17 protein-coding genes and 1 pseudogene are annotated in these 16949 nt (G+C 68.0%); 6 read left to right on the forward strand and 12 right to left on the reverse strand.

What is annotated here, in order from left to right; genetic code table 11:
* Positions 1 to 2: 2 nt before the first annotated feature.
* From MARKY_RS08875 to MARKY_RS11810, 5 genes are all read right to left on the reverse strand, one after another.
* Entirely contained in the window at positions 3 to 995 is a 993-nt protein-coding gene (locus MARKY_RS08875; RefSeq protein WP_013704545.1) for an ABC transporter ATP-binding protein, read from the reverse strand.
* Positions 996 to 1086: 91 nt separating this feature from the next.
* Entirely contained in the window at positions 1087 to 1383 is a 297-nt protein-coding gene (locus MARKY_RS08880; protein WP_013704546.1) for a hypothetical protein, read from the reverse strand.
* A complete protein-coding gene (locus MARKY_RS08885; protein ID WP_013704547.1) occupies positions 1362 to 2135 on the reverse strand; it encodes an ABC transporter substrate-binding protein in 774 nt (257 codons plus the stop codon). Before MARKY_RS08885 ends, MARKY_RS08880 begins: the two co-directional genes overlap by 22 nt.
* A gap of 8 nt (positions 2136 to 2143) precedes the next feature.
* Positions 2144 to 2707, reverse strand: coding sequence for a cob(I)yrinic acid a,c-diamide adenosyltransferase (locus tag MARKY_RS08890; protein WP_041658004.1), 564 nt, complete (start codon positions 2705 to 2707; stop codon positions 2144 to 2146).
* Between the two features lie 147 nt (positions 2708 to 2854).
* Positions 2855 to 3013 carry an aldo/keto reductase gene (locus tag MARKY_RS11810; RefSeq protein ID WP_148230420.1) on the reverse strand — a complete coding sequence of 53 codons (159 nt, stop codon included), beginning with the start codon at positions 3011 to 3013 and terminating at the stop codon, positions 2855 to 2857.
* A 14-nt stretch (positions 3014 to 3027) separates the two neighbouring features.
* On the opposite strand from MARKY_RS11810, the gene alr reads away from it, so the two are divergent.
* Complete coding sequence (gene alr, locus MARKY_RS08895) at positions 3028 to 4122, forward strand: alanine racemase (RefSeq protein ID WP_013704549.1); 1095 nt, start codon at positions 3028 to 3030, stop codon at positions 4120 to 4122.
* Between the two features lie 63 nt (positions 4123 to 4185).
* The gene (locus MARKY_RS08900; protein WP_013704550.1) at positions 4186 to 4512 is read left to right on the forward strand and encodes a hypothetical protein; all 327 of its coding nucleotides are present in this window, start codon (positions 4186 to 4188) and stop codon (positions 4510 to 4512) included.
* On the opposite strand, the gene MARKY_RS08905 is transcribed toward MARKY_RS08900, so the two are convergent.
* The 6 genes from MARKY_RS08905 to crcB form a co-directional block, all read right to left on the reverse strand.
* Entirely contained in the window at positions 4509 to 5471 is a 963-nt protein-coding gene (locus MARKY_RS08905) for a VWA domain-containing protein (protein ID WP_013704551.1), read from the reverse strand. The genes MARKY_RS08900 and MARKY_RS08905 overlap by 4 nt on opposite strands.
* Complete coding sequence (locus MARKY_RS08910; protein ID WP_013704552.1) at positions 5472 to 6458, reverse strand: vWA domain-containing protein; 987 nt, start codon at positions 6456 to 6458, stop codon at positions 5472 to 5474.
* The gene (locus MARKY_RS08915; RefSeq protein ID WP_013704553.1) at positions 6437 to 7324 is read right to left on the reverse strand and encodes a DUF58 domain-containing protein; all 888 of its coding nucleotides are present in this window, start codon (positions 7322 to 7324) and stop codon (positions 6437 to 6439) included. Before MARKY_RS08915 ends, MARKY_RS08910 begins: the two co-directional genes overlap by 22 nt.
* On the reverse strand, positions 7290 to 8321 hold the full coding sequence (locus tag MARKY_RS08920) for an AAA family ATPase (protein WP_013704554.1): 1032 nt from the start codon (positions 8319 to 8321) through the stop codon (positions 7290 to 7292). The genes MARKY_RS08915 and MARKY_RS08920 overlap by 35 nt, the downstream gene beginning before the upstream one ends.
* A 104-nt stretch (positions 8322 to 8425) precedes the next feature.
* Entirely contained in the window at positions 8426 to 8755 is a 330-nt protein-coding gene (locus MARKY_RS08925; protein WP_013704555.1) for a DUF190 domain-containing protein, read from the reverse strand.
* On the reverse strand, positions 8752 to 9138 hold the full coding sequence (crcB, locus tag MARKY_RS08930; protein WP_013704556.1) for a fluoride efflux transporter CrcB: 387 nt from the start codon (positions 9136 to 9138) through the stop codon (positions 8752 to 8754). Before crcB ends, MARKY_RS08925 begins: the two co-directional genes overlap by 4 nt.
* A gap of 649 nt (positions 9139 to 9787) precedes the next feature.
* On the opposite strand from crcB, the gene MARKY_RS08935 reads away from it, so the two are divergent.
* The 4 genes and pseudogenes from MARKY_RS08935 to MARKY_RS08950 all read left to right on the forward strand — a co-directional run bounded on the left by MARKY_RS08935 (position 9788) and on the right by MARKY_RS08950 (position 15754).
* Positions 9788 to 10633, forward strand: a complete 846-nt coding sequence (locus MARKY_RS08935) for a transposase (RefSeq protein WP_013704557.1) — start codon at positions 9788 to 9790, stop codon at positions 10631 to 10633.
* A 127-nt stretch (positions 10634 to 10760) separates the two neighbouring features.
* Complete coding sequence (tgt, locus tag MARKY_RS08940) at positions 10761 to 11924, forward strand: tRNA guanosine(34) transglycosylase Tgt (RefSeq protein WP_013704558.1); 1164 nt, start codon at positions 10761 to 10763, stop codon at positions 11922 to 11924.
* Positions 11925 to 12745: 821 nt separating this feature from the next.
* A pseudogene (locus MARKY_RS08945) lies at positions 12746 to 13847 on the forward strand (transposase).
* A 674-nt stretch (positions 13848 to 14521) separates the two neighbouring features.
* Positions 14522 to 15754 (forward strand): uracil-xanthine permease family protein, encoded by a 1233-nt coding sequence (locus MARKY_RS08950; RefSeq protein WP_013704559.1) that lies wholly within the window; start codon positions 14522 to 14524, stop codon positions 15752 to 15754.
* A 33-nt stretch (positions 15755 to 15787) separates the two neighbouring features.
* Here MARKY_RS08950 and MARKY_RS08955 read toward each other — a convergent pair whose 3' ends face one another.
* Positions 15788 to 16879 carry a tetratricopeptide repeat protein gene (locus MARKY_RS08955; protein ID WP_013704560.1) on the reverse strand — a complete coding sequence of 364 codons (1092 nt, stop codon included), beginning with the start codon at positions 16877 to 16879 and terminating at the stop codon, positions 15788 to 15790.
* Positions 16880 to 16949 lie beyond the last annotated feature (70 nt).

Genomic DNA, 16949 nt, shown 5'->3' on the forward strand with positions numbered 1-16949 from the left:
CCCTAAGAGATGATCCCCGCCTGAAACGCCCGCGCGATGACCTCCTCCACCGGCGGGTCGGTCACGGTCAGGTCCGCGACCTCGAGCTCGGCGAGGATGCGGTTCACGGTGCGCGTCAAGGCCTCGCGCCGCACGAGCAACCGCGCGATCCGTCCATCGAGGGCCTCGAGTTCCCCGTACGCTCGGAGTGCTTCGGCGGGCAGGGGCCGGGCGAGCTCGAGCTTGACCTCGCGGTAGGGGGCGAAGCGCGCGAGGAGCGCGGTGAGGTTCCCGTCGTACATGAGCCGGCCCTGGTGGATCAAAAGCACGCGGTCCGCGAGCGCGGTGATGTCCGCCATGTAGTGGCTCGTGAGGAGGACGGTCGCGCCGTAACGGTGGTTGTACTCGCGCAAAAACTCGCGCACCGCGACCTGGGCGTTCACGTCCAGGCCCAGGGTGGGCTCGTCGAGGAAGAGCACCGCCGGCCGGTGCAGGAGGGCCGCCAAGAGCTCGGCCTTCATGCGCTCCCCCAGGGAAAGCTTCCGCACGGGCTGGGTGAGCTTGTCCGTCAGCTCGAGCATCTCGGCGAGCTCTGCGATGCGCCTTCGAGCCTCGCTCTCCGGAATCCCGTACACGGCGGCGTTGATGCGCAGGGAGTCGAGGGGCGGCAGGTCCCAGATCAGTTGCTGCTTGTTCCCCATCACCAGGGTGATCTTCTTGAGGAAGGCAGCCTCGCGGCGGTACGGCACGTGCCCCGCCACCCGCACACGACCGGAGGTGGGGTGGATCAGGCCGGTGAGCATCTTGAGGGTGGTGGTCTTCCCCGCCCCGTTCGGCCCTAAAAACCCCACGATCTCGCCGGGCGCTATGGAGAAGCTCACGTCCCGAACGGCCTCCACCTGCCGGTAGGTGCGGTGCACGAAGTGCTTGAGCGTCCCCACGAGGCCCGGCTCCTTGACCGCGACCGGGTAGGATTTGCTGAGGTTCTCGGCTACGATGATCGGTTCGCCCTGCACGCCGCCTCCTCAGGTCCACGCGTTCATAAGCCCCCACGCGGGGGCCAACCGTTTAGTTTAACCGCTCCTGCCCCGAGCTGTCCCCGCCGCGCTACGCCCACGGCCGCCCGTACGGGCGCACCTCCCCCTGCGGGAAGGCCTGCTCCAGCAAGCGGTACAGGTACTCCGCCGCCTGGGGCAACAACCCGCTGCACTCGCCGTTCACGTACACGAAAACGTACCGCGGACGGCGGGGGGACTGGGAGTAGACCAGGCACCCCTCGTACTCGGGAAAACGCTCGTAAAACCCCTCCAAAAGCCCTGTGAGGAGCTTGCCCGCCGCGGGCAGCGCCTCCACGCTCGAGTGCGGCCGAACCCAGAACGTGGTTACTTTGAGCCGCAAGGCCATCCCTCCAGTATCTCCGCCAACCGGCGCGCCCCTTCGGCCAGGCGCGGCCCCGGTCGTCCCAGGTACGCCTCTGGCAGGGGGTACACCCTGTTGTACCGCAGGGCGGGAATGGCGTGGGTGCGCGCGCGCACCACCTCCGGCCGGAGCCGCTTCACGCCGCACCAGCTCACCGTGATCACGTCCGGAGCCGCGGCCTCGATCTCAGCGTCGGTCAGGGGAGCGCTGCGCGCGTCGAGGTGCGCAAACGCATTCCGCGCGCCGAGGGCCTCGAGGAGTCCCGTAACCCAGCTCCGCCGCGCGGCCGCGATGGGCGGGCGGGGCCACCACTCCACCATCACACGCGGTGGCCGCTCCCAAGCGGGCAGGCGCGCGCGGGCCGCGGCGATCTCGGCCTGCATCCCCCGCACCACAGCCTCCCCCCGCCGGGCCACCCCCAACGCGCCGGCCACCCGACGGATGCTCGCGTACACGTCCTCGAGCGACTCGGGGTCCAGCACCAGATGCGGCAAGCCGCGCGCCTCGAGGCCCGCCACCACGCGCTCCATGCCCGGCACCGATAGGCTCGCGAGGACCAGGTCGGGCTTTAGGGCCGCGACCCGATCCAGGTCCACCTCGAGGTCCGGCCCGACGCGCTCGACGCGCTCGAGGCCGGGGGGAAAATCCGAGTGGTTGTCCATCCCCACGAGCCAATCGGTGCACCCGAGGCTCCAGACGATCTCGGTGTTGGAGGCCGCGAGGCTCACGAGGCGCATGCAACCCCTCACCGGCGTTTCTTGACCAGCCAGTCCCGCTCGGAGACGCCTTCACGGGCGTTCACCACGCGGGCTAGAACGAAGAGCAGGTCGGAGAGGCGGTTTAAGTACCGGATGACCTCCGGGTTGACCGCCTCCGCCCGCGCCAACGCCACCGCGCGCCGCTCGGCGCGCCGCACCACGGTGCGCGCGAGGTGCAGGGCCGCCGCCGCGGGGTGGCCGCCCGGGTGGATGAACCCCGTAAAGGGCGGGGCCTCCTCCTGGTAACGGTCCGTGAGCTCCTCGAGGCGCGTCACATCCGCGGCGTCGATCCGCGCCAGGTTGCGCGCGTAGGGCGTACCCTCGCGGGTCGCGAGGTCCGCACCCAGGTCGAACAAGGCGTTCTGGAGGTGCTCGAGCACCTCGTGCAGGTCCTGGTGCCGTTCGGGCAGCTGGCTTCGCGCGAGGCCCAAAGCGCTGTTGGCCTCGTCCACGGTGCCGTACGCTTCCACGCGCGGGTGGTCCTTGGGGACCCGCTCGGCCCCGTACAGGCCGGTCTCCCCCTGGTCCCCGGTCCGGGTGTAGATCTTCATGCTCTTATTAAAGCGCATCCGATTCGGACATACTGTAAGCCCGCCGGGGGCGGGCTTCGTAAGGAGGGATTCGAGAGGAGCACACCGCGTACCTTGGCGTGGCCCAGCTTAGGGTACGCGACCGGGGCCGGGACAGGTGTCCTTGGTTCAGGGGAAGGCCTGCGGGTGATCCTTGGACACTAGCTCCGCGGCGCAGGCGTTGGCTTCCACGTGCGCGACCGACTTTACCCCGGGGATCACGGCGGTCGCCGCGGGGTGCTGCAAAACCCAGGCGAGCGCCCAGACCGGCAATCCGGCAGGGACCAACTATACTCGAATACATGCGGGCCACCTGGCTGGAGATCCACCTCGACGCCCTGGCGCACAACCTCCGCGTGATCCGCGCGCGCCTCCAGCCGGGCACCGGCATCATCGCCGTGATCAAGGCCGACGCGTACGGGCACGGAGCCGTCCCCATCGCGCACGAGCTGGCGCGGCTCGGGGTGGAGCGCTTCGCCGTGGCTACCGTCGAGGAAGGCGCGCGGCTGCGCCAGGCCCGGATCCAACACCCGGTGCACCTCCTGGGCAGCCTGCACCCCGAGGAGGCCGCCCCGGCCCTGGAGCACGCCCTGATCCCCACCCTCTCCACCCTCGAAGCCGCGCGCGCCGTGGCCGCCCACCGGCCCGGCGCGACGGTGCACGTCAAGGCGGACAGCGGCATGGGGCGCGTGGGCGTGCCCCTCGAGGCGCTCCGCCGCTTCGTGGAGGAGGTGGAGGCGATGGGCCTCGAGGTGGAGGGTGTCTTCACGCACTTCGCCAGCGCGGACGAGGACCCCGCGGCCACCCGACGACAGCTCGAGGCTTTCCTCGCGGTCACGGCGCCCTGGCGGGGGCGGTACAAGCTGCACGCGGCGAACTCCGCCGCCCTCCTGCGCTTCCCGGAGGCGCACCTGGACTTCGTGCGTCCCGGGATCGCGCTGTACGGCCTGCCCCCCGGGGAGGGGTTTGCGCGCGAGGGCTTGTGGCCGATCCTCGCGTGGAAGGCGCACCCCACCCTCGTCAAGCGCGTCCAGCCCGGACAAAGGATTGGGTATGGCGGCACCTACACCGCGCAGCGTGAGGAATGGATCGCCACCCTGCCCCTAGGGTACGCGGACGGGTTTTCCCGCGCGCTCTCGAACCGCGGGTGGGTGCGGCTGGGGAGCACGTACTGCCCGGTGGTGGGCCGGGTCAGCATGGACCAGATCACGGTACGCCTGCCGGGGCCGGTGGGCCTCGACGCGGTCTTCGAGGTCATCACGCCGGACCTGGACGCCAGGACCAGCCTCACGGGACGCGCCGCCCAGCTCGGCACGATTCCCTACGAGCTCGCGACCCTCCTCTCCCCCAGGCTGCCCCGCGTCTACCTGCACGCCGCCCCGCCAACCCAAGCCTGAGCCCTCACCTCGCGCTTTGGTTAAGGTGCTAGACTCGAGCCAGCGCCCCTAAGGAGGGTACGCATGCGCGATTGGAGAACGCTCTTGGCCGCCTGTGCGAGCCTCGTGCTCTTGGTGGTGCTCGCGCAACCCCCACCCCCAACCCTGCAGGAGATCATCCCGCTTCCCGGGCCGCACGAACCGGACCCTCAAGCTCCTCCCAGCGCCCCGTCCGACCCGAAGGAGGGCGCGTGTGAGCCCGAGGTCTACCTGTTCGACAACGGCCGGTTCTACCGCATCCTGCCCGGGGAGGGAGAGCCCGGCGCGCCGTCGGAACCGCGCGAGATCTACCCGATCGAGCCGGCGCCGCCCCCGCCGTCCAGGACCGCACCGCCCCCTCAGGAAACCTAACCAATCCGGTACACCCGCACCCAAGCCACGAGCACCGCCACGATGAGCAGCAGCGCCCCGGCTAGCGCCGCGAGCGCGGTCACTTCGGTGGGGCGCACCTCGAGCCGCACAGCTCGGGCGAGCGTCTGGTAGACCGCGCGGAGCTCGTCGGCGGAGGAAGCCCGGTAGTACGCCCCACCGGTCAGCGCAGCGATCTCCTGTAGGGTTTCCTCATCAAGGCCCGCGCGGATATAGTACCCGTTCGCAAAAACGTAGGTGTTTTCCGAAAGCCCCACCCCCACGGTATAGACCCGAACCCCTTGCGCTTCAGCCTGCCGGGCGGCCTCCAAGGGATCGATCCCGTAGTTGTTCCGCCCGTCCGAGAGCAGCACCACGCTCATTCCCCCCGGCGCGTCGGAGTCCTCCAGGGGCAGGACCCTCAAGGCCGCCACCAGCCCGTCCCCGATCGCGGTGCGGTGCGCCAAATCCAACAAATCCACAGCCTGTTCAAGCCGCTCCCGATCCGTGGTGGGGGGTTGCAGCAAGGTCGCGTACGAACTGAACGCCACCAGCCCCACCTCCACCCCAGGCGGCATGGCGCGAATAAACTCGCGCGCCGCGGCCTTGGCGGCCTCGAGCCGGCTCGGCTCGAGGTCCTCCGCCCGCATGCTGCGGCTGGTGTCGATCGCGAGGACCACCGTGGCGACCGAGCGGTACGCAGGGAAGGGCAGCACGGGCCGCGCCATCGCGACGATCAAGGCCACGAGCGCGAGCAGGAAGAGCACCGCGGGCAGGTGCTGCCCGGGACTTCGCCCAGCCACGGCGGCCGCTTGGAGCGCCTTCAGGTACGGGTGGTACACCACCTGCCGGCTGGGCCGCGCGAGGGCCGCGCGGTACGCCCAAACGAGCAACGGGAGGAGCAACAGCATCCCCAAAGCCAACGGCCAGACGAACCCCAGTTCTTCCCAAACCTGTTCCATCTACGGTAACCTCCGGTACCAGCGCAAGGAGAGCAGCCCGCCCACCAGCACCAGCACGAACCCCCCAGCGGCGAAGAAAGCGGAGATCTCGAGGCGCTGGTGCTCCCAGCGCGGCGCGTACCCCAGCTCCGCGGGCACCGCCTCGAGCGCATCCGGGGTGGGGGGGTACACGTACCTGCCGCCCGTGAGCGCCGCGATCTGCTCAAGGCCCGAAGGGTCAAAGGGAATGAAGGAAAGCTGCCCGTCCACCTCCTGGATGCTGCCCCGCGGGCTGCCCACCCCTACCGTGTAGATCCGCACCTGGTGCGCGCGCGCCACCCGTGCAGCCTCGAGGGGGTCGAGGCCGCTGGTGGAAACCCCGTCCGAGATCAGCAGCACCGTGGCGGGCGGCAGCTCTTGAAGCTCCGGAGGTACCGGATCCCGCCCCAAAAGCTCCTCCCCGGCCCTTTCCCGCCCTGGAAGCGCGCGCACCGCGGCGAGAATCGCGGCGCCCAAAGAGGTGGCCTCCTGGGGCTCGAGCGCCTCCAGGGCCTTCCGGACCTCGACGTGACGCGCGGTGGGCAGCACCAGCACGCTCGCGTACGCGCTGAAGCTCACGAGCCCGACGCGCGCACCGCGCGGCACGCGATCCAGGAAGGTCCGCACGATCGCCCGGGCGGCCTCGAGGCGGCTCGGGGATTGGTCCACCGCGATCATGCTCTTGCTGGTGTCCACCACCACCATGACCGTGGCGCGGTTAACGAGAAGCGGCAGGGAGGCCACGGGCCGGGCCGCGCCCACGAGGAGCAACGCGATCGCCGCGAGGTACAGCAGCCAGGGCAATTGGGCAACCCACCCGGTGGGCGCGCGCCGCAGGTGCGGCCACAACTCCGCGTCCGCCACCTCGAGAGCCGCACGCGCCCGCCGACGGGCGAGGAGGACTCCACCCCCTGCAAGGAGCGGGAGGAGAAGGAGACCGAGGAGCATCAGCGGCCAGACGAACGCCATCGCCGCCTCCGGCGAAACGCCACAAAGCGCAAGAGCGGAGCCACGAGCGCCTCGTGCGTGAGGAGGGTGAGCGTGTCCACGCCCGCAGCGCGGAAGAGGGCCTCGAGGCGGGCCTCGTGCGCCTGCACGAACGCGGCGTAGGCCCGGCGCACCCGGGGGTCCGAGGTGTTCACGCGCACCTGCCGGCCGGTCTCGGGGTCCTCGAAGAAGACCACGCCCGCGTCGGGTAAGGCGCGCTCGGCGGGGTCCATCACGCGCACCGCGATCACGTCGTGGCGGTGTGCGAGGCGCTGGAGGGGAGCGGCCCAGCCGTCCGCCAAGAAGTCCGAAACCAAGAAGATCAGGGAGCGGCGCCGCACCACCCGAGCGAGCTCGTCCAGCACCCCGGCTAGATCCGTGGGCCCCATGCGGCCTGCTGCGCCGAGTTCTTGGGCAGCGCGCAGGACCGCGAGCACCTGCCGCCGGCCGGGCCGGGGCGGGACCAGCCTGCGCTCGGGGAAGAAGTAAGCCCCGACCTTGTCCCCGTGTCGGGCGATGATGTACGCAGCGACCGCGGTGAACTCCAAGGCTAGCGTGCGTTTGAGCCGCCCGCGCGTCCCGAAACTCATGGAGGGCGAGAGGTCCACCACCAACCAGGCGGTAAGCTCCTTCTCCTCGCGGTACTGCCGCACGTGCAGCACCCCGGTGCGCGCAGTCGCACTCCAGTCGATGCGGTTCACCTCATCCCCCGGCTGGTACGGACGGATCTCGGCGAGGTCCAGGCTCGGCCCGTAAAACACGCCCGTGTAGTCGCCGAACAAGAACCCGTCCAGCCGACGCACGACGGTGAACTCAAGCCTCCTCAAGACCTGCTCGGGTATCTGCATGGGGGTCCCCCATGTGCACCTCCGTAAAGGGCACCCGCTCCACCACCTGGCGGATGATCTCGTCCGGCGCGATGCCCTCCGCGAGGGCCTCGTAGGAGAGGACCAGGCGGTGGCGCAGCACGTCGTACATCAGGTCGTGCACGTCCACCGGCAGGGCGAACTCCCGCCCGCGGATCACGGCGAGGGCCTTCGCGCCCAGCACGAGGTTCAAGGCCGCGCGGGGGCTCGCCCCGAAGGTGATGTAGCGCCGAAGGGCCTCGAGGCCCACGCGCGCGGGGTCGCGGGTCGCGGTCACGAGGTTCACCGCGTACTCGCGCACCTGCGGGTGCACGTAGACCGTGTCGGTCACGCGTTGGAGGGCCTTGAGCTCCTCGATGCCGATCACCTGCTCGGCCTCGGGGGGGGTCTCGCCGGTGCCGCGCGTGACGACCTCCATCTCCTCGTGCGGCGTGGGGTACCCGATCACGACCTTCATCATGAAGCGGTCCAGCTGCGCCTCCGGCAGCGGGTAGGTGCCTTCGCTCTCGATGGGGTTCTGGGTGGCGAGAACCAAAAAGGGATCCGGCAGGAGGTAGGTTTGCTTGCCGATGGTGACCTGGCGTTCCTGCATCGCCTCCAACAGGGCGGACTGCACCTTGGCCGGCGCGCGGTTGATCTCGTCGGCCAGCAGGAGGTTCGCGAAGACCGGGCCGAGCTCGGTCTCGAAGCTCGCCGTCTGCGGATTGTAGATGCGGGTGCCGATCAGGTCCGCGGGAACGAGGTCCGGAGTGAACTGGATGCGGCGGAAGGTCCCCCCCACCACCCGGGCTACGGTACGCACCGCGAGGGTCTTCGCCAGCCCCGGCACCCCCTCGATCAAGAGGTGCCCCCGGGCAAGAAGCGCGACCAGGATGCGCTCTAGGAGCAGGTCCTGCCCAACGATGACCTTCTTGGTCTCATACAGCACACGCCGCAGCGTCGCTGCGCTTTGCGCGTACACCTCACTGGGTTCCGGCATACGGCCCCCTTTCCGGCGGAATGTGCCCCATTGATAGCCGTTCCCCCCGCGCGCCGCAAGCGTCCGGGGCACATTTGGGGGTCCCGTCTGCCCGTAAGCAGGCTTTACGGCTGGTACCGGATGACCTCGACCCGCTCCAAGGTGACCAACCCGCCCTGCATGACCTCGTCCAGGAAGGTGATGAAGGCGCGGATCTTCTCCTCCTCGTCCACGATCTCCACCACCACGGGCAGGTCCTCGCTCAGGCGGAGGATCGTCGCGGTATGGATCCGGCTCCCGGCGCCGTACCCCATCACGCCTTTCAAAACCGTCGCGCCCTTCAACCCGCGCCGGCGGGCCTCCTCCACCAGCACCGCGTACAGCGGCCGCCCTTGGTGCTTGTCCGATTCCCCTAGGAAGACCCGCAGCAACAAGGCGTGGCCCTCGAGCTTCATAGCGATCCTCCCCCCGTAAGCCGTGCTAGGCCGAACCCCAGCACGACCCCCACGATCCCCAGGAGCAAGCTGCCGAAAAGGTAGGTGAGCGCGGCTGGGTACGCACCCTCCCGCAGCAAGCTGAAGGCTTCGTAGCTGAAGGTGGAGAAGGTCGTGAAGGCCCCGAGGAACCCCACCCCCACCAACAGGCGGGCCTCGGGCGATACGGCCCCGCGCTCCGCAAGGCCGAGCACCCCGCCTAAAAGGAAACTGCCCAGCGCGTTCACGGCGAGCGTCCCCCAGGGAAAGAAGCTGCCCGCGAGCCCCTGCACCCACCCCGCGACGAGGTACCGGCTCATGGCTCCGAGCGCGCCGCCTAACGCGACGAGAAGGTAGCGTTCCACACCCGGCAGTATAGCTCCTAAGCCTTCGGGGGTGCCGGAGTCATTCAGTCAATATAAGCCGGTAGACGCTTGTGAATCCTGCGAGAGCCCTGAGTCTTGCAGCTATACGATCAACCGGCGCGGCACTACTGTAAGGAGCAGGGAAGGAGGACGTTGCGGCTAGAGCGCCCCGAATCGTCGTGGCTCTAGCCGGAAACCCCTCTACTGCACTGGCCATCGGGTGGGCCGCAACTCCATCGAGGGGCACCACACACGCAGTAGAGATGGTGCGGGTCCCAAACAGGAAAAACGAGGGGCCTGACGCTCTTGGGGCGAACACCCCCCCCTAGGGCCGTGCCGAAGCCACCGTGGGGATACCGGCGCTGAAGAGTCCCCCATACCTCCGTCCCCCGCCTTCTTAACCACACCCCAAAACGTCCCTCCGGTCAAGCTGCCCCTGCCTTCGTCGCGCTCCGCCCGACCAGGTACAGCCTCCCTCAACCCGCGCGCCTCGAGCGGAGGGGTAGCGCAGCCTAAGCACACTGGATTGAGCCCCTTAAACGAAATACGCGACTAATTTTGTTTATTTTCACTTGATTCTGTCGAGTAGATATATTCCTTCTTGTGCTACTTGATCTGGACCCCCAAGATGTGAAAGAAGGGGGGTGCTATGGACTCCAACCGGGAGCACCCCCTTTACTATCTTGACGCGGAAACCCTTCTGGTGGATACCTACATCTGGGTGGATGACGAACTCAAGGCCTTGCAAGCTCAGGGCTTCAAACTCCCCCCAAAGCAAAAGCACCAGAAGGCCACCCTGGCCGAGCTCCTGACTCTCGCCATCTTTTTGCTCCTCCAGGGCCAGGACCTCGCCAAAGGCTACCTGGCCGCCAAAACCACCCTGAAGGCTTACTTCCCCTCCCTCCCCCACCTCTCCCGCTTCTACCGGGTCCTTCAGAAGGCCCAGGGGCTGTTGGCCTGCCTCGCTACGCGCCTTGCTGGCGGAGAAGGACTTTTGCAGGTGGTGGACCTCAAGCCTATCCCCCTGGCCCACGGCCACCGCATCCACGGCCTCTCTCTTCCCGAGGCCGCGATGGGGGTAGGACCTCTGGGGGCTTTTGGAGGCTACGTCCTCATGCCGGTGATGAACGAGCGGGGTCTCTTCTTTCGTTGGGCCATTCTCCCCGGTAATGCCCGGAATACCTGGGGAAGGGACCTCCTGGACGGTTTACCCGCGGTCCTCGGGGACCGGGGTCTTCGCTGGGTCCAGGGGGTCAAGACGCCACCCTATCGGGTCAGGGGAGGAACGGTGGTGGAGACGGGGTGGAGAGGGTGGATGGAAAGGGTACGGAACTGGATTGAGACGCGGTTTAGCGTGATGGTGCGGTCTTTGGGGCTTCATCGGATAGAGGCCCGGTCCTACTGGGGTCTGGTGGCCCGGGTGAACCTCATCCTGCTCGTTCACAACCTCATACGTAGCCGGGTGCTTCTCAGGATGGCCGGGGTGGAGCTATGAGGTAGCACACGAAGGGATCCTAGATCCATACGCCTACAACGAGCACAACGCTTGCATCTAGCCGCATGCCCGGGCAAGGAGCCGGGGCGCTCGCCCGCAACAATCCTCCGTCATCGTAGAATACCGGGTGTTTGCCTTTCGCGTCACCGCAACCGACGGCAAAGCGCGCACCGGTACGCTCCATACCCCTCACGGACCCGTCCAGACCCCCTTGTTCATGCCGGTCGGCACCCAGGCCACCGTCAAGGGCCTCACCCCGGCCGAGCTGCACCAGGTTGGCAGCCAGATCGTTCTGGCGAACACCTACCACCTCCTCCTGCGCCCCGGCCCCGAGCTCGTGGCGCGACTGGGCGGCCTGCACCACTTCGCCGGGTACCAAGGCCCCTGGCTTACGGACTCCGGCGGGTACCAGGTGATGAGCCTCGGCCACATGCGCACCATCACCGAGGAAGGCGTGACCTTCCGCAGCCACCTGAACGGGGACCTGATCACCCTCACCCCGGAAACCAGCATCCAGGTGCAGGAGCACCTCGGGGCCGACATCATCATGGCCTTCGACGAGTGCCCCCCCTACCCCTCCGAACGCCGATACCTCGAGGCCTCCCTCGAGCGCACCCTGCGGTGGCTCGAGCGTTCCGTACGCGCCCAGACCCGGAAGGACCAGGCTCTGTTCGGGATCACGCAGGGCGGCACGGACCTCGAGCTCCGCCGGCGCAGCACGCGGGAGACGGTCCGGTTCGACCTCCCCGGGTACGCGATCGGCGGGCTGGCCGTGGGGGAACCCAAGGAGAAGATGTTCCCCACGGTGGCGCTTTCCACCGACCTGTTGCCCGAGGACCGGCCGCGCTACTTAATGGGCGTGGGGCACCCGGAGGACCTCGTGGCCGCGGTGGGACTCGGGGTGGACCTGTTCGACTGCGTCTACCCCACGCGCACCGGCCGGTTCGGGTACGCCCTCGTGCCCGAGGGGCGGCTCAACCTGAACTCCGCGCGGTACAAGGAGGACCCCCGCCCCTTGATGGAGGACTGCGACTGCTACGCCTGCCGCACCTTCTCCCGCGCGTACCTCACCCACCTGGTGCGCGCCGGGGAGATGCTCGGCCTCCGGATGCTCTCGCTGCACAACGTGCGGTACCTGCACCGGCTCATGGAGGCGGCCCGCGCCGCGATCCGGGAGGGCCGCTACGCGGCGTTCGCCTGGGCGTTCGCCGAGCGCCGCTTCGCCGGGCATCCGCCCGCGTGGTTCCTCGAGGCCCTTCGTGCAGGCGGGCACGAGCCTCCCGGGGACTAGCCGGGGCCGGGCGGGGTCAGGTACGACTCCCACGGCACCCTAAGGGTCCGGCCGTCACAGGTCAGCGTGACCTCGCCCTCCTCGTCCCCCACGCACTGCGCGGCGCTCTGCCGCTTGATGCCGCGTTGACACCGGGCTTGCCCAAACCGGCGTAGGGAGCGTCTTGAGAAGCGGCGAAATAAGGGCGAGGAGTACGGTGCGCCCCCTCCAGTCAGACCTTCACGGCTTGCAGAAAACCCTCCGCATCCACCTGGTCCTCCCCCGCCTCACCGCTCCTCTAGACCCCACGCTTTCCAACTTCGCCCGCAGCTAAGCGCGCTCCCCCAACAGCTTGCTCAAGGGAGGGGAAAACCGAAACGATTCACAGCAGATTAGAATCTTGACAATATATGCGCGTGCGCGCTACCTCTGCAACCGAGGTCCGAACCCTTCGGCATAACTGGAGATAAACCGCATAAAAAGAAGTCTGGCGCCTCTTTTGATTTGCGGCCTTCTCCTCCCGGGAGTGAGCCCCACCCTGGTCGCGAGGAAGCAACTGGACGCCACGGCACCAGCGCGGGAAGAAGTCGTGCAGGTGGTGGTGCCAGAAGGGAGACAAGTTTCAGACAAAGAGCTTGAAAAAAACAGATGGAGAAGGCGTAGTAGGTGCCGTTGTAGGGGAATTCCTGAACGGTATGGGCAGTGCGGTAGAATGGGCAGCAGGGGCCACTGCGGGTTCGTATCTCGTTCAACTCAAAACTTGCACTTATGCACCCTGGGGATACCTATGCGCCAGGACCACTTGAAAGGGGCCGCTGGTTTCCCGTCTGATGACGGGTGCCATGACCCAAGCGGCCCTGTCCCTACTTTGGACCCTCCTGGCCCTTTTGCCAAGCCCCCACCTCCAGGAATCCCTCAAGGCCCTGCTCTTGCTCCTCCTCCACGGCCACGGCAAGGCCAGACCCCAGCACAGCCAGGTCAAGTCCCCCTCCGCCCTCTCTCGCTTCCTCAACCGCTACCCCTGGCCCACCCGCGCTCTCATCCGCCTGGCAAGAAAAGAGGCCGAGAAAGCCCTGGACCGGGCCAGAAAGAAAAAAGGCCCCAAGCCCCGTCTCCTGGTGGTCCTGGACCTAGTCACTCTGGAGAAGCGGGGCCGTTTCCAGGCCCTGCCCCTCTCCTTTTTTCACGGCAAGTGGGGACTCCATCTGGTGGTCCTCTACCTCGTCTACGGAGACCTCCGCATCCCTTGGGCCTACCGCCTCTGGCGGGGCAAGGGGGAGAAGGCCCTCTCCCGCCTGGCCCCTAAGCCTCCTGGCCTCTCTGCCCCCCTGGATGCGCCGGGCCTTCCGGATACGGGTGGCCGCGGATGCGGCCTTTGGCACCACCCGGTTCCTTTTCGGGGTGAAGCGGTTGGGTTTTGAAGCGGTGGTGGGGATGCGGCGGGACCGGAGGCTGCGGGGAGGGGGGAGGCTTGGGAACCTCAGGCGGCAGGGGAGCCGGGTCTACCTTTGGGGGCTTTCCTTCCCGGTCTGGGTGGCCTGGTACCGCTACCCCCTGCCCCAAGGGGGCTGGGAGTGGCGGTACGTGGTGGCCACCTTTCCCGCCACGCCCCGGACGGCGCTCACTTGGGGAAAGAGGCGGTTTGCCATAGAGCACTTCTTCCGCGCCGCGAAAAGCGAGTTCTCCCTGGGGCAGTTTGGGCAGCGGACGGCTTTGGGGGCGCACCGTTTTCTGGTGCTTTCCCTTCTGGCCTACCTGTTGGCCCACTGGGTGGGCATGGAGGGGGAAGGAAGCTGGCGGGAGGCCAGGGAGCGGGCGGCGCGGGTTCTCTTGCCTGAGCTCGTGGTGCAGGTCGCCCTGCGGGAGCTCTATGCCCTGGGTCTCTGGCCGCCGGGGGGAGGGGGTGAAGGTTTATGCGGGATATGCGGGAGGTGCAAGTTTTGAGTCAAGGAAAGGTCGATTGGTGGTTGCATACGCAGCTGCGGCCGGCCTCGTTGGTGGCTTTGTAAGAGGTGCAATCAAAGGCGCAATCGTAGGCCCGTAGGGTGGTCGCTGTAGGTTCAAGTGGCTCGCTTGGCGCTGACGCTGGCGAGGGGAGCCAGTTGGGTTCTGTGCTCGGTGGGGTGCACGATGCGAAATACCACGAAGAGGCCCGTCGAGGTCTGGTTTTTGCGCTGGAGCGAACGGTTTTGGGGCTTTGCTTTAGGGGTCGCGGTAACGCTCATCTCTTCACGTGACCGGCTCTGTAGCAGTAGGCATCGCAACATTCTCTGTAATTTTGGCAATTGACTTTGCGCACACCATGCTCGGTTGGCGGCGGAAGAATACCGGGCCGCAGCGATGAACCTTCTAAATGCTGGCGATTTGGATGGGGTGCAGGGGGCGCTTGGGCCATTGGGCAGGTTCGCCGTGCACGGATTGGTTGGGGCCGCCATCGGCCGGCGATTAATCGTTACTTCCCGACGCAAGAGACGCTGCAGGTGCAGACCAGGTACACCGACTACACACCGGCGGCGGGGCGGGGTAAAATAGACTCCCAGTGTGGCGGCACTGGGCACAACCCGAACCCGTAAAGCCCGGAAGGGCTTCTTTTTTTGCCGTCACGCTGGGAGGGAAGCATGGAGCTCACACCCAAGCGTAAACTCGTTCTAGGCTTGCAGCACACGGTGGCCATGTTCGGCGCGACGGTGCTCGTTCCGCTCCTCACGGGCCTGAACCCATCGGTCGCGCTCGTCACGGCAGGCCTCGGCACCCTCCTCTTCCACTTCATCACCGGCCGGATCGTGCCCGTCTTCCTGGGGTCCTCCTTCGCCTTCATCGCCCCGATCCTCGCCGCTAAAGAAGCCGGTTTCTCCCTCGCGGCCATCGGGGGCGGCATCGCCGCGGCGGGGTTGGTCTACGCGCTGTTCGCGCTGCTCGTCGCGGCCGTCGGGCCGGACCGCGTGCGCGCCCTCTTCCCCCCCGTGGTGACCGGCCCCGTGATCGTCGTGATCGGTCTCACCCTAGCGCCCGTAGCCATCGACATGGCCTCCAAGGCGTGGTCGCTTGCGATCCTCACCCTGGCCGCGGCCGTCGTCGCCGCGGTCTTCTTCCGGGGCTTGTTCCGGATGCTGCCCGTCATCACTGGGGTCGGCGTGGGGTACCTCGCCGCACTCGCGACCGGCCAGGTGGACACCACCCCGATCCGGGAGGCCGCCTGGATCGGCCTGCCCGCCTTCACCCTGGGCACGCTCGAGTGGGGGGCCGTTCTCCTCATCGCGCCGGTAGCCTTCGTCACCGTGATCGAGCACATCGGGGACATCCTCACGAACGGCCGCGTGGTGGGGCAGGACTTCCTCAAGCGCCCCGGCCTGCACCGCACGCTGCTCGGGGACGGCGCGGCCACGGCCCTCGCGGGCCTCATGGGCGGCCCGGCCAACACCACCTACTCCGAGAACACCGGGGTGCTCGCCATCACGCGCGTCTACGACCCCAGCGTGATCCGGATCGGGGCGGTCTTCGCGATCCTGCTCGGGTTCAGTCCCAAACTCGCCGCGCTCCTGCAGATCCTACCGGCCGGCGTGCTGGGCGGGATCGCGATCCTCCTGTTCGGCATGATCGCCTCCATCGGTATCCGTACCCTGGCCGAAGCGGAGATCGACTTCACCCACTCCCGGAACCTCATCGTGGTCTCGGTCATTCTGGTGCTCGGCCTGGGCGGCGCCACCCTGGACCTCGGCACGATCAGCGTGGCCGGGGCTGAGGTGCCCCTCAAAGCGAGCGGCATGGCCCTCGCGGCGGTGGTCGGGGTGCTCACGAACCTCCTGCTTCCGCGGAGCCTCGAGGCCCCCAAGGCCGAAAGCGCGCTCTAAACCCTAACCTCCAGCGCGGCAGGCGCGTGGGCGTTACTCGCCCGCGGCCTGCCGCGCCAAGCGCAGGAAGTACCGGCTGGTCTGGTCGTTCGGGTCCAGTTCCACCGCGCGCTCGTACGCCGCCGCGGCCTCCTGGAAGCGCTCGAGCTCGTAGTTCGCGCGGCCCAACCAGCGCCACGCTTTGGCGTACGCGTCGTTCGCTGCGGTGGCGCGCGCGAACCACGCGACGGCCGCCTCCAGCTCGCCCGCTTCGTACGCGGCGAGCCCCGCGAAGAAAGCCCGGGCGGCCTCGAGGCCGTACGCCGCGCCTTCCCGCGCGAGCTTCAGGAAGTGCTCGGTCTCCGCGGTGCGGCCCTCGAGGGCCATGACGCGTTCCCAGTACGGCACGGCCTGGGTCGCGAGCCCCTGCTCGAGGGAAAGCCGGCCCGCCCAGCGGGCGGCTTCCGCCCACTCCGGCGCGAGTTCCGCGGCGCGCACGAAGTGGAGCAAAGCGCTGGTTTTGTCGCCTTGCTCGTACGCGGCGTACCCCTTGTAGAAGCTCGAGACGGCCTCGCGACCAAACGTCACCATGCGTTGGGTCTGCTCGAGGAAGTACCGGTTGCGCGGGCTGGGGTCGAGGGCCGCGGCCCGCTCCCAGTAGGGCAGGGCGGCTTTGGGGTCGCCTTTTTCGAGGTAGAGCCGGCCCAGCCACCCGTAGGGCTCGGGGTTTTCGGGCGTCATCTGGGCGGCGCGTTCGTAACGCGCGATCGCTTCGTCCAGCGCCCCTCGCTGGTAGGCGGCGTACCCGAGGTTGAGGTAAGCGCGGGCCAGAGCGGCAGGGTCGCCTTCGCCGCCGAGCTCGAGGTACTGGGTCCAGGCTTGTTCGGCGCGGATCCACCACTGGGTTCGGGTGTAGATCTCCGCCAGCGTGCGCCAGACCTCGGCGAGCTGCGGCTCGCGCCGCGCGGCGGCCTCGGCCTTGCGGATGGCGGCGCGCCACAGGGGCCGGTCCGGGTAGTGGGTTTCGTAGGTCGCCTCGGCTTGGGCCGCCAGAGCGCGGGCCTCGTTTAGCAGGGCCAGGGTTTCCGCGTTGATCGCGAGCGCAACGGGTGTGCTCAGCAGTAGCGTCACCACGATCCAGCGCATCAGGAACCTCCAGGCCTTATCCTACACCCGCGGCTTTCAGGGCAAGGCCGTGCGTCGCGCGGGGAAATCG

This window comes from Marinithermus hydrothermalis DSM 14884 (assembly GCF_000195335.1).
GTDB lineage: Bacteria > Deinococcota > Deinococci > Deinococcales > Marinithermaceae > Marinithermus > Marinithermus hydrothermalis.

What these genes read in the sequence shown, in the direction of transcription:
- MARKY_RS08905 (WP_013704551.1), bottom strand. Translation starts at nt 5,471, where the DNA reads ATGGAACAGGTTTGGGAAGAACTGGGGTTCGTCTGGCCGTTGGCTTTG.
- MARKY_RS08885 (WP_013704547.1), bottom strand. Translation starts at nt 2,135, where the DNA reads ATGCGCCTCGTGAGCCTCGCGGCCTCCAACACCGAGATCGTCTGGAGC.
- MARKY_RS08910 (WP_013704552.1), bottom strand. Translation starts at nt 6,458, where the DNA reads ATGGCGTTCGTCTGGCCGCTGATGCTCCTCGGTCTCCTTCTCCTCCCG.
- MARKY_RS08915 (WP_013704553.1), bottom strand. Translation starts at nt 7,324, where the DNA reads ATGCAGATACCCGAGCAGGTCTTGAGGAGGCTTGAGTTCACCGTCGTG.
- alr (WP_013704549.1), top strand. Translation starts at nt 3,028, where the DNA reads ATGCGGGCCACCTGGCTGGAGATCCACCTCGACGCCCTGGCGCACAAC.
- MARKY_RS08920 (WP_013704554.1), bottom strand. Translation starts at nt 8,321, where the DNA reads ATGCCGGAACCCAGTGAGGTGTACGCGCAAAGCGCAGCGACGCTGCGG.
- MARKY_RS08880 (WP_013704546.1), bottom strand. Translation starts at nt 1,383, where the DNA reads ATGGCCTTGCGGCTCAAAGTAACCACGTTCTGGGTTCGGCCGCACTCG.
- MARKY_RS08925 (WP_013704555.1), bottom strand. Translation starts at nt 8,755, where the DNA reads ATGAAGCTCGAGGGCCACGCCTTGTTGCTGCGGGTCTTCCTAGGGGAA.
- MARKY_RS08890 (WP_041658004.1), bottom strand. Translation starts at nt 2,707, where the DNA reads ATGAAGATCTACACCCGGACCGGGGACCAGGGGGAGACCGGCCTGTAC.
- MARKY_RS08950 (WP_013704559.1), top strand. Translation starts at nt 14,522, where the DNA reads ATGGAGCTCACACCCAAGCGTAAACTCGTTCTAGGCTTGCAGCACACG.
- MARKY_RS08900 (WP_013704550.1), top strand. Translation starts at nt 4,186, where the DNA reads ATGCGCGATTGGAGAACGCTCTTGGCCGCCTGTGCGAGCCTCGTGCTC.
- MARKY_RS08935 (WP_013704557.1), top strand. Translation starts at nt 9,788, where the DNA reads ATGGACTCCAACCGGGAGCACCCCCTTTACTATCTTGACGCGGAAACC.
- MARKY_RS08955 (WP_013704560.1), bottom strand. Translation starts at nt 16,879, where the DNA reads ATGCGCTGGATCGTGGTGACGCTACTGCTGAGCACACCCGTTGCGCTC.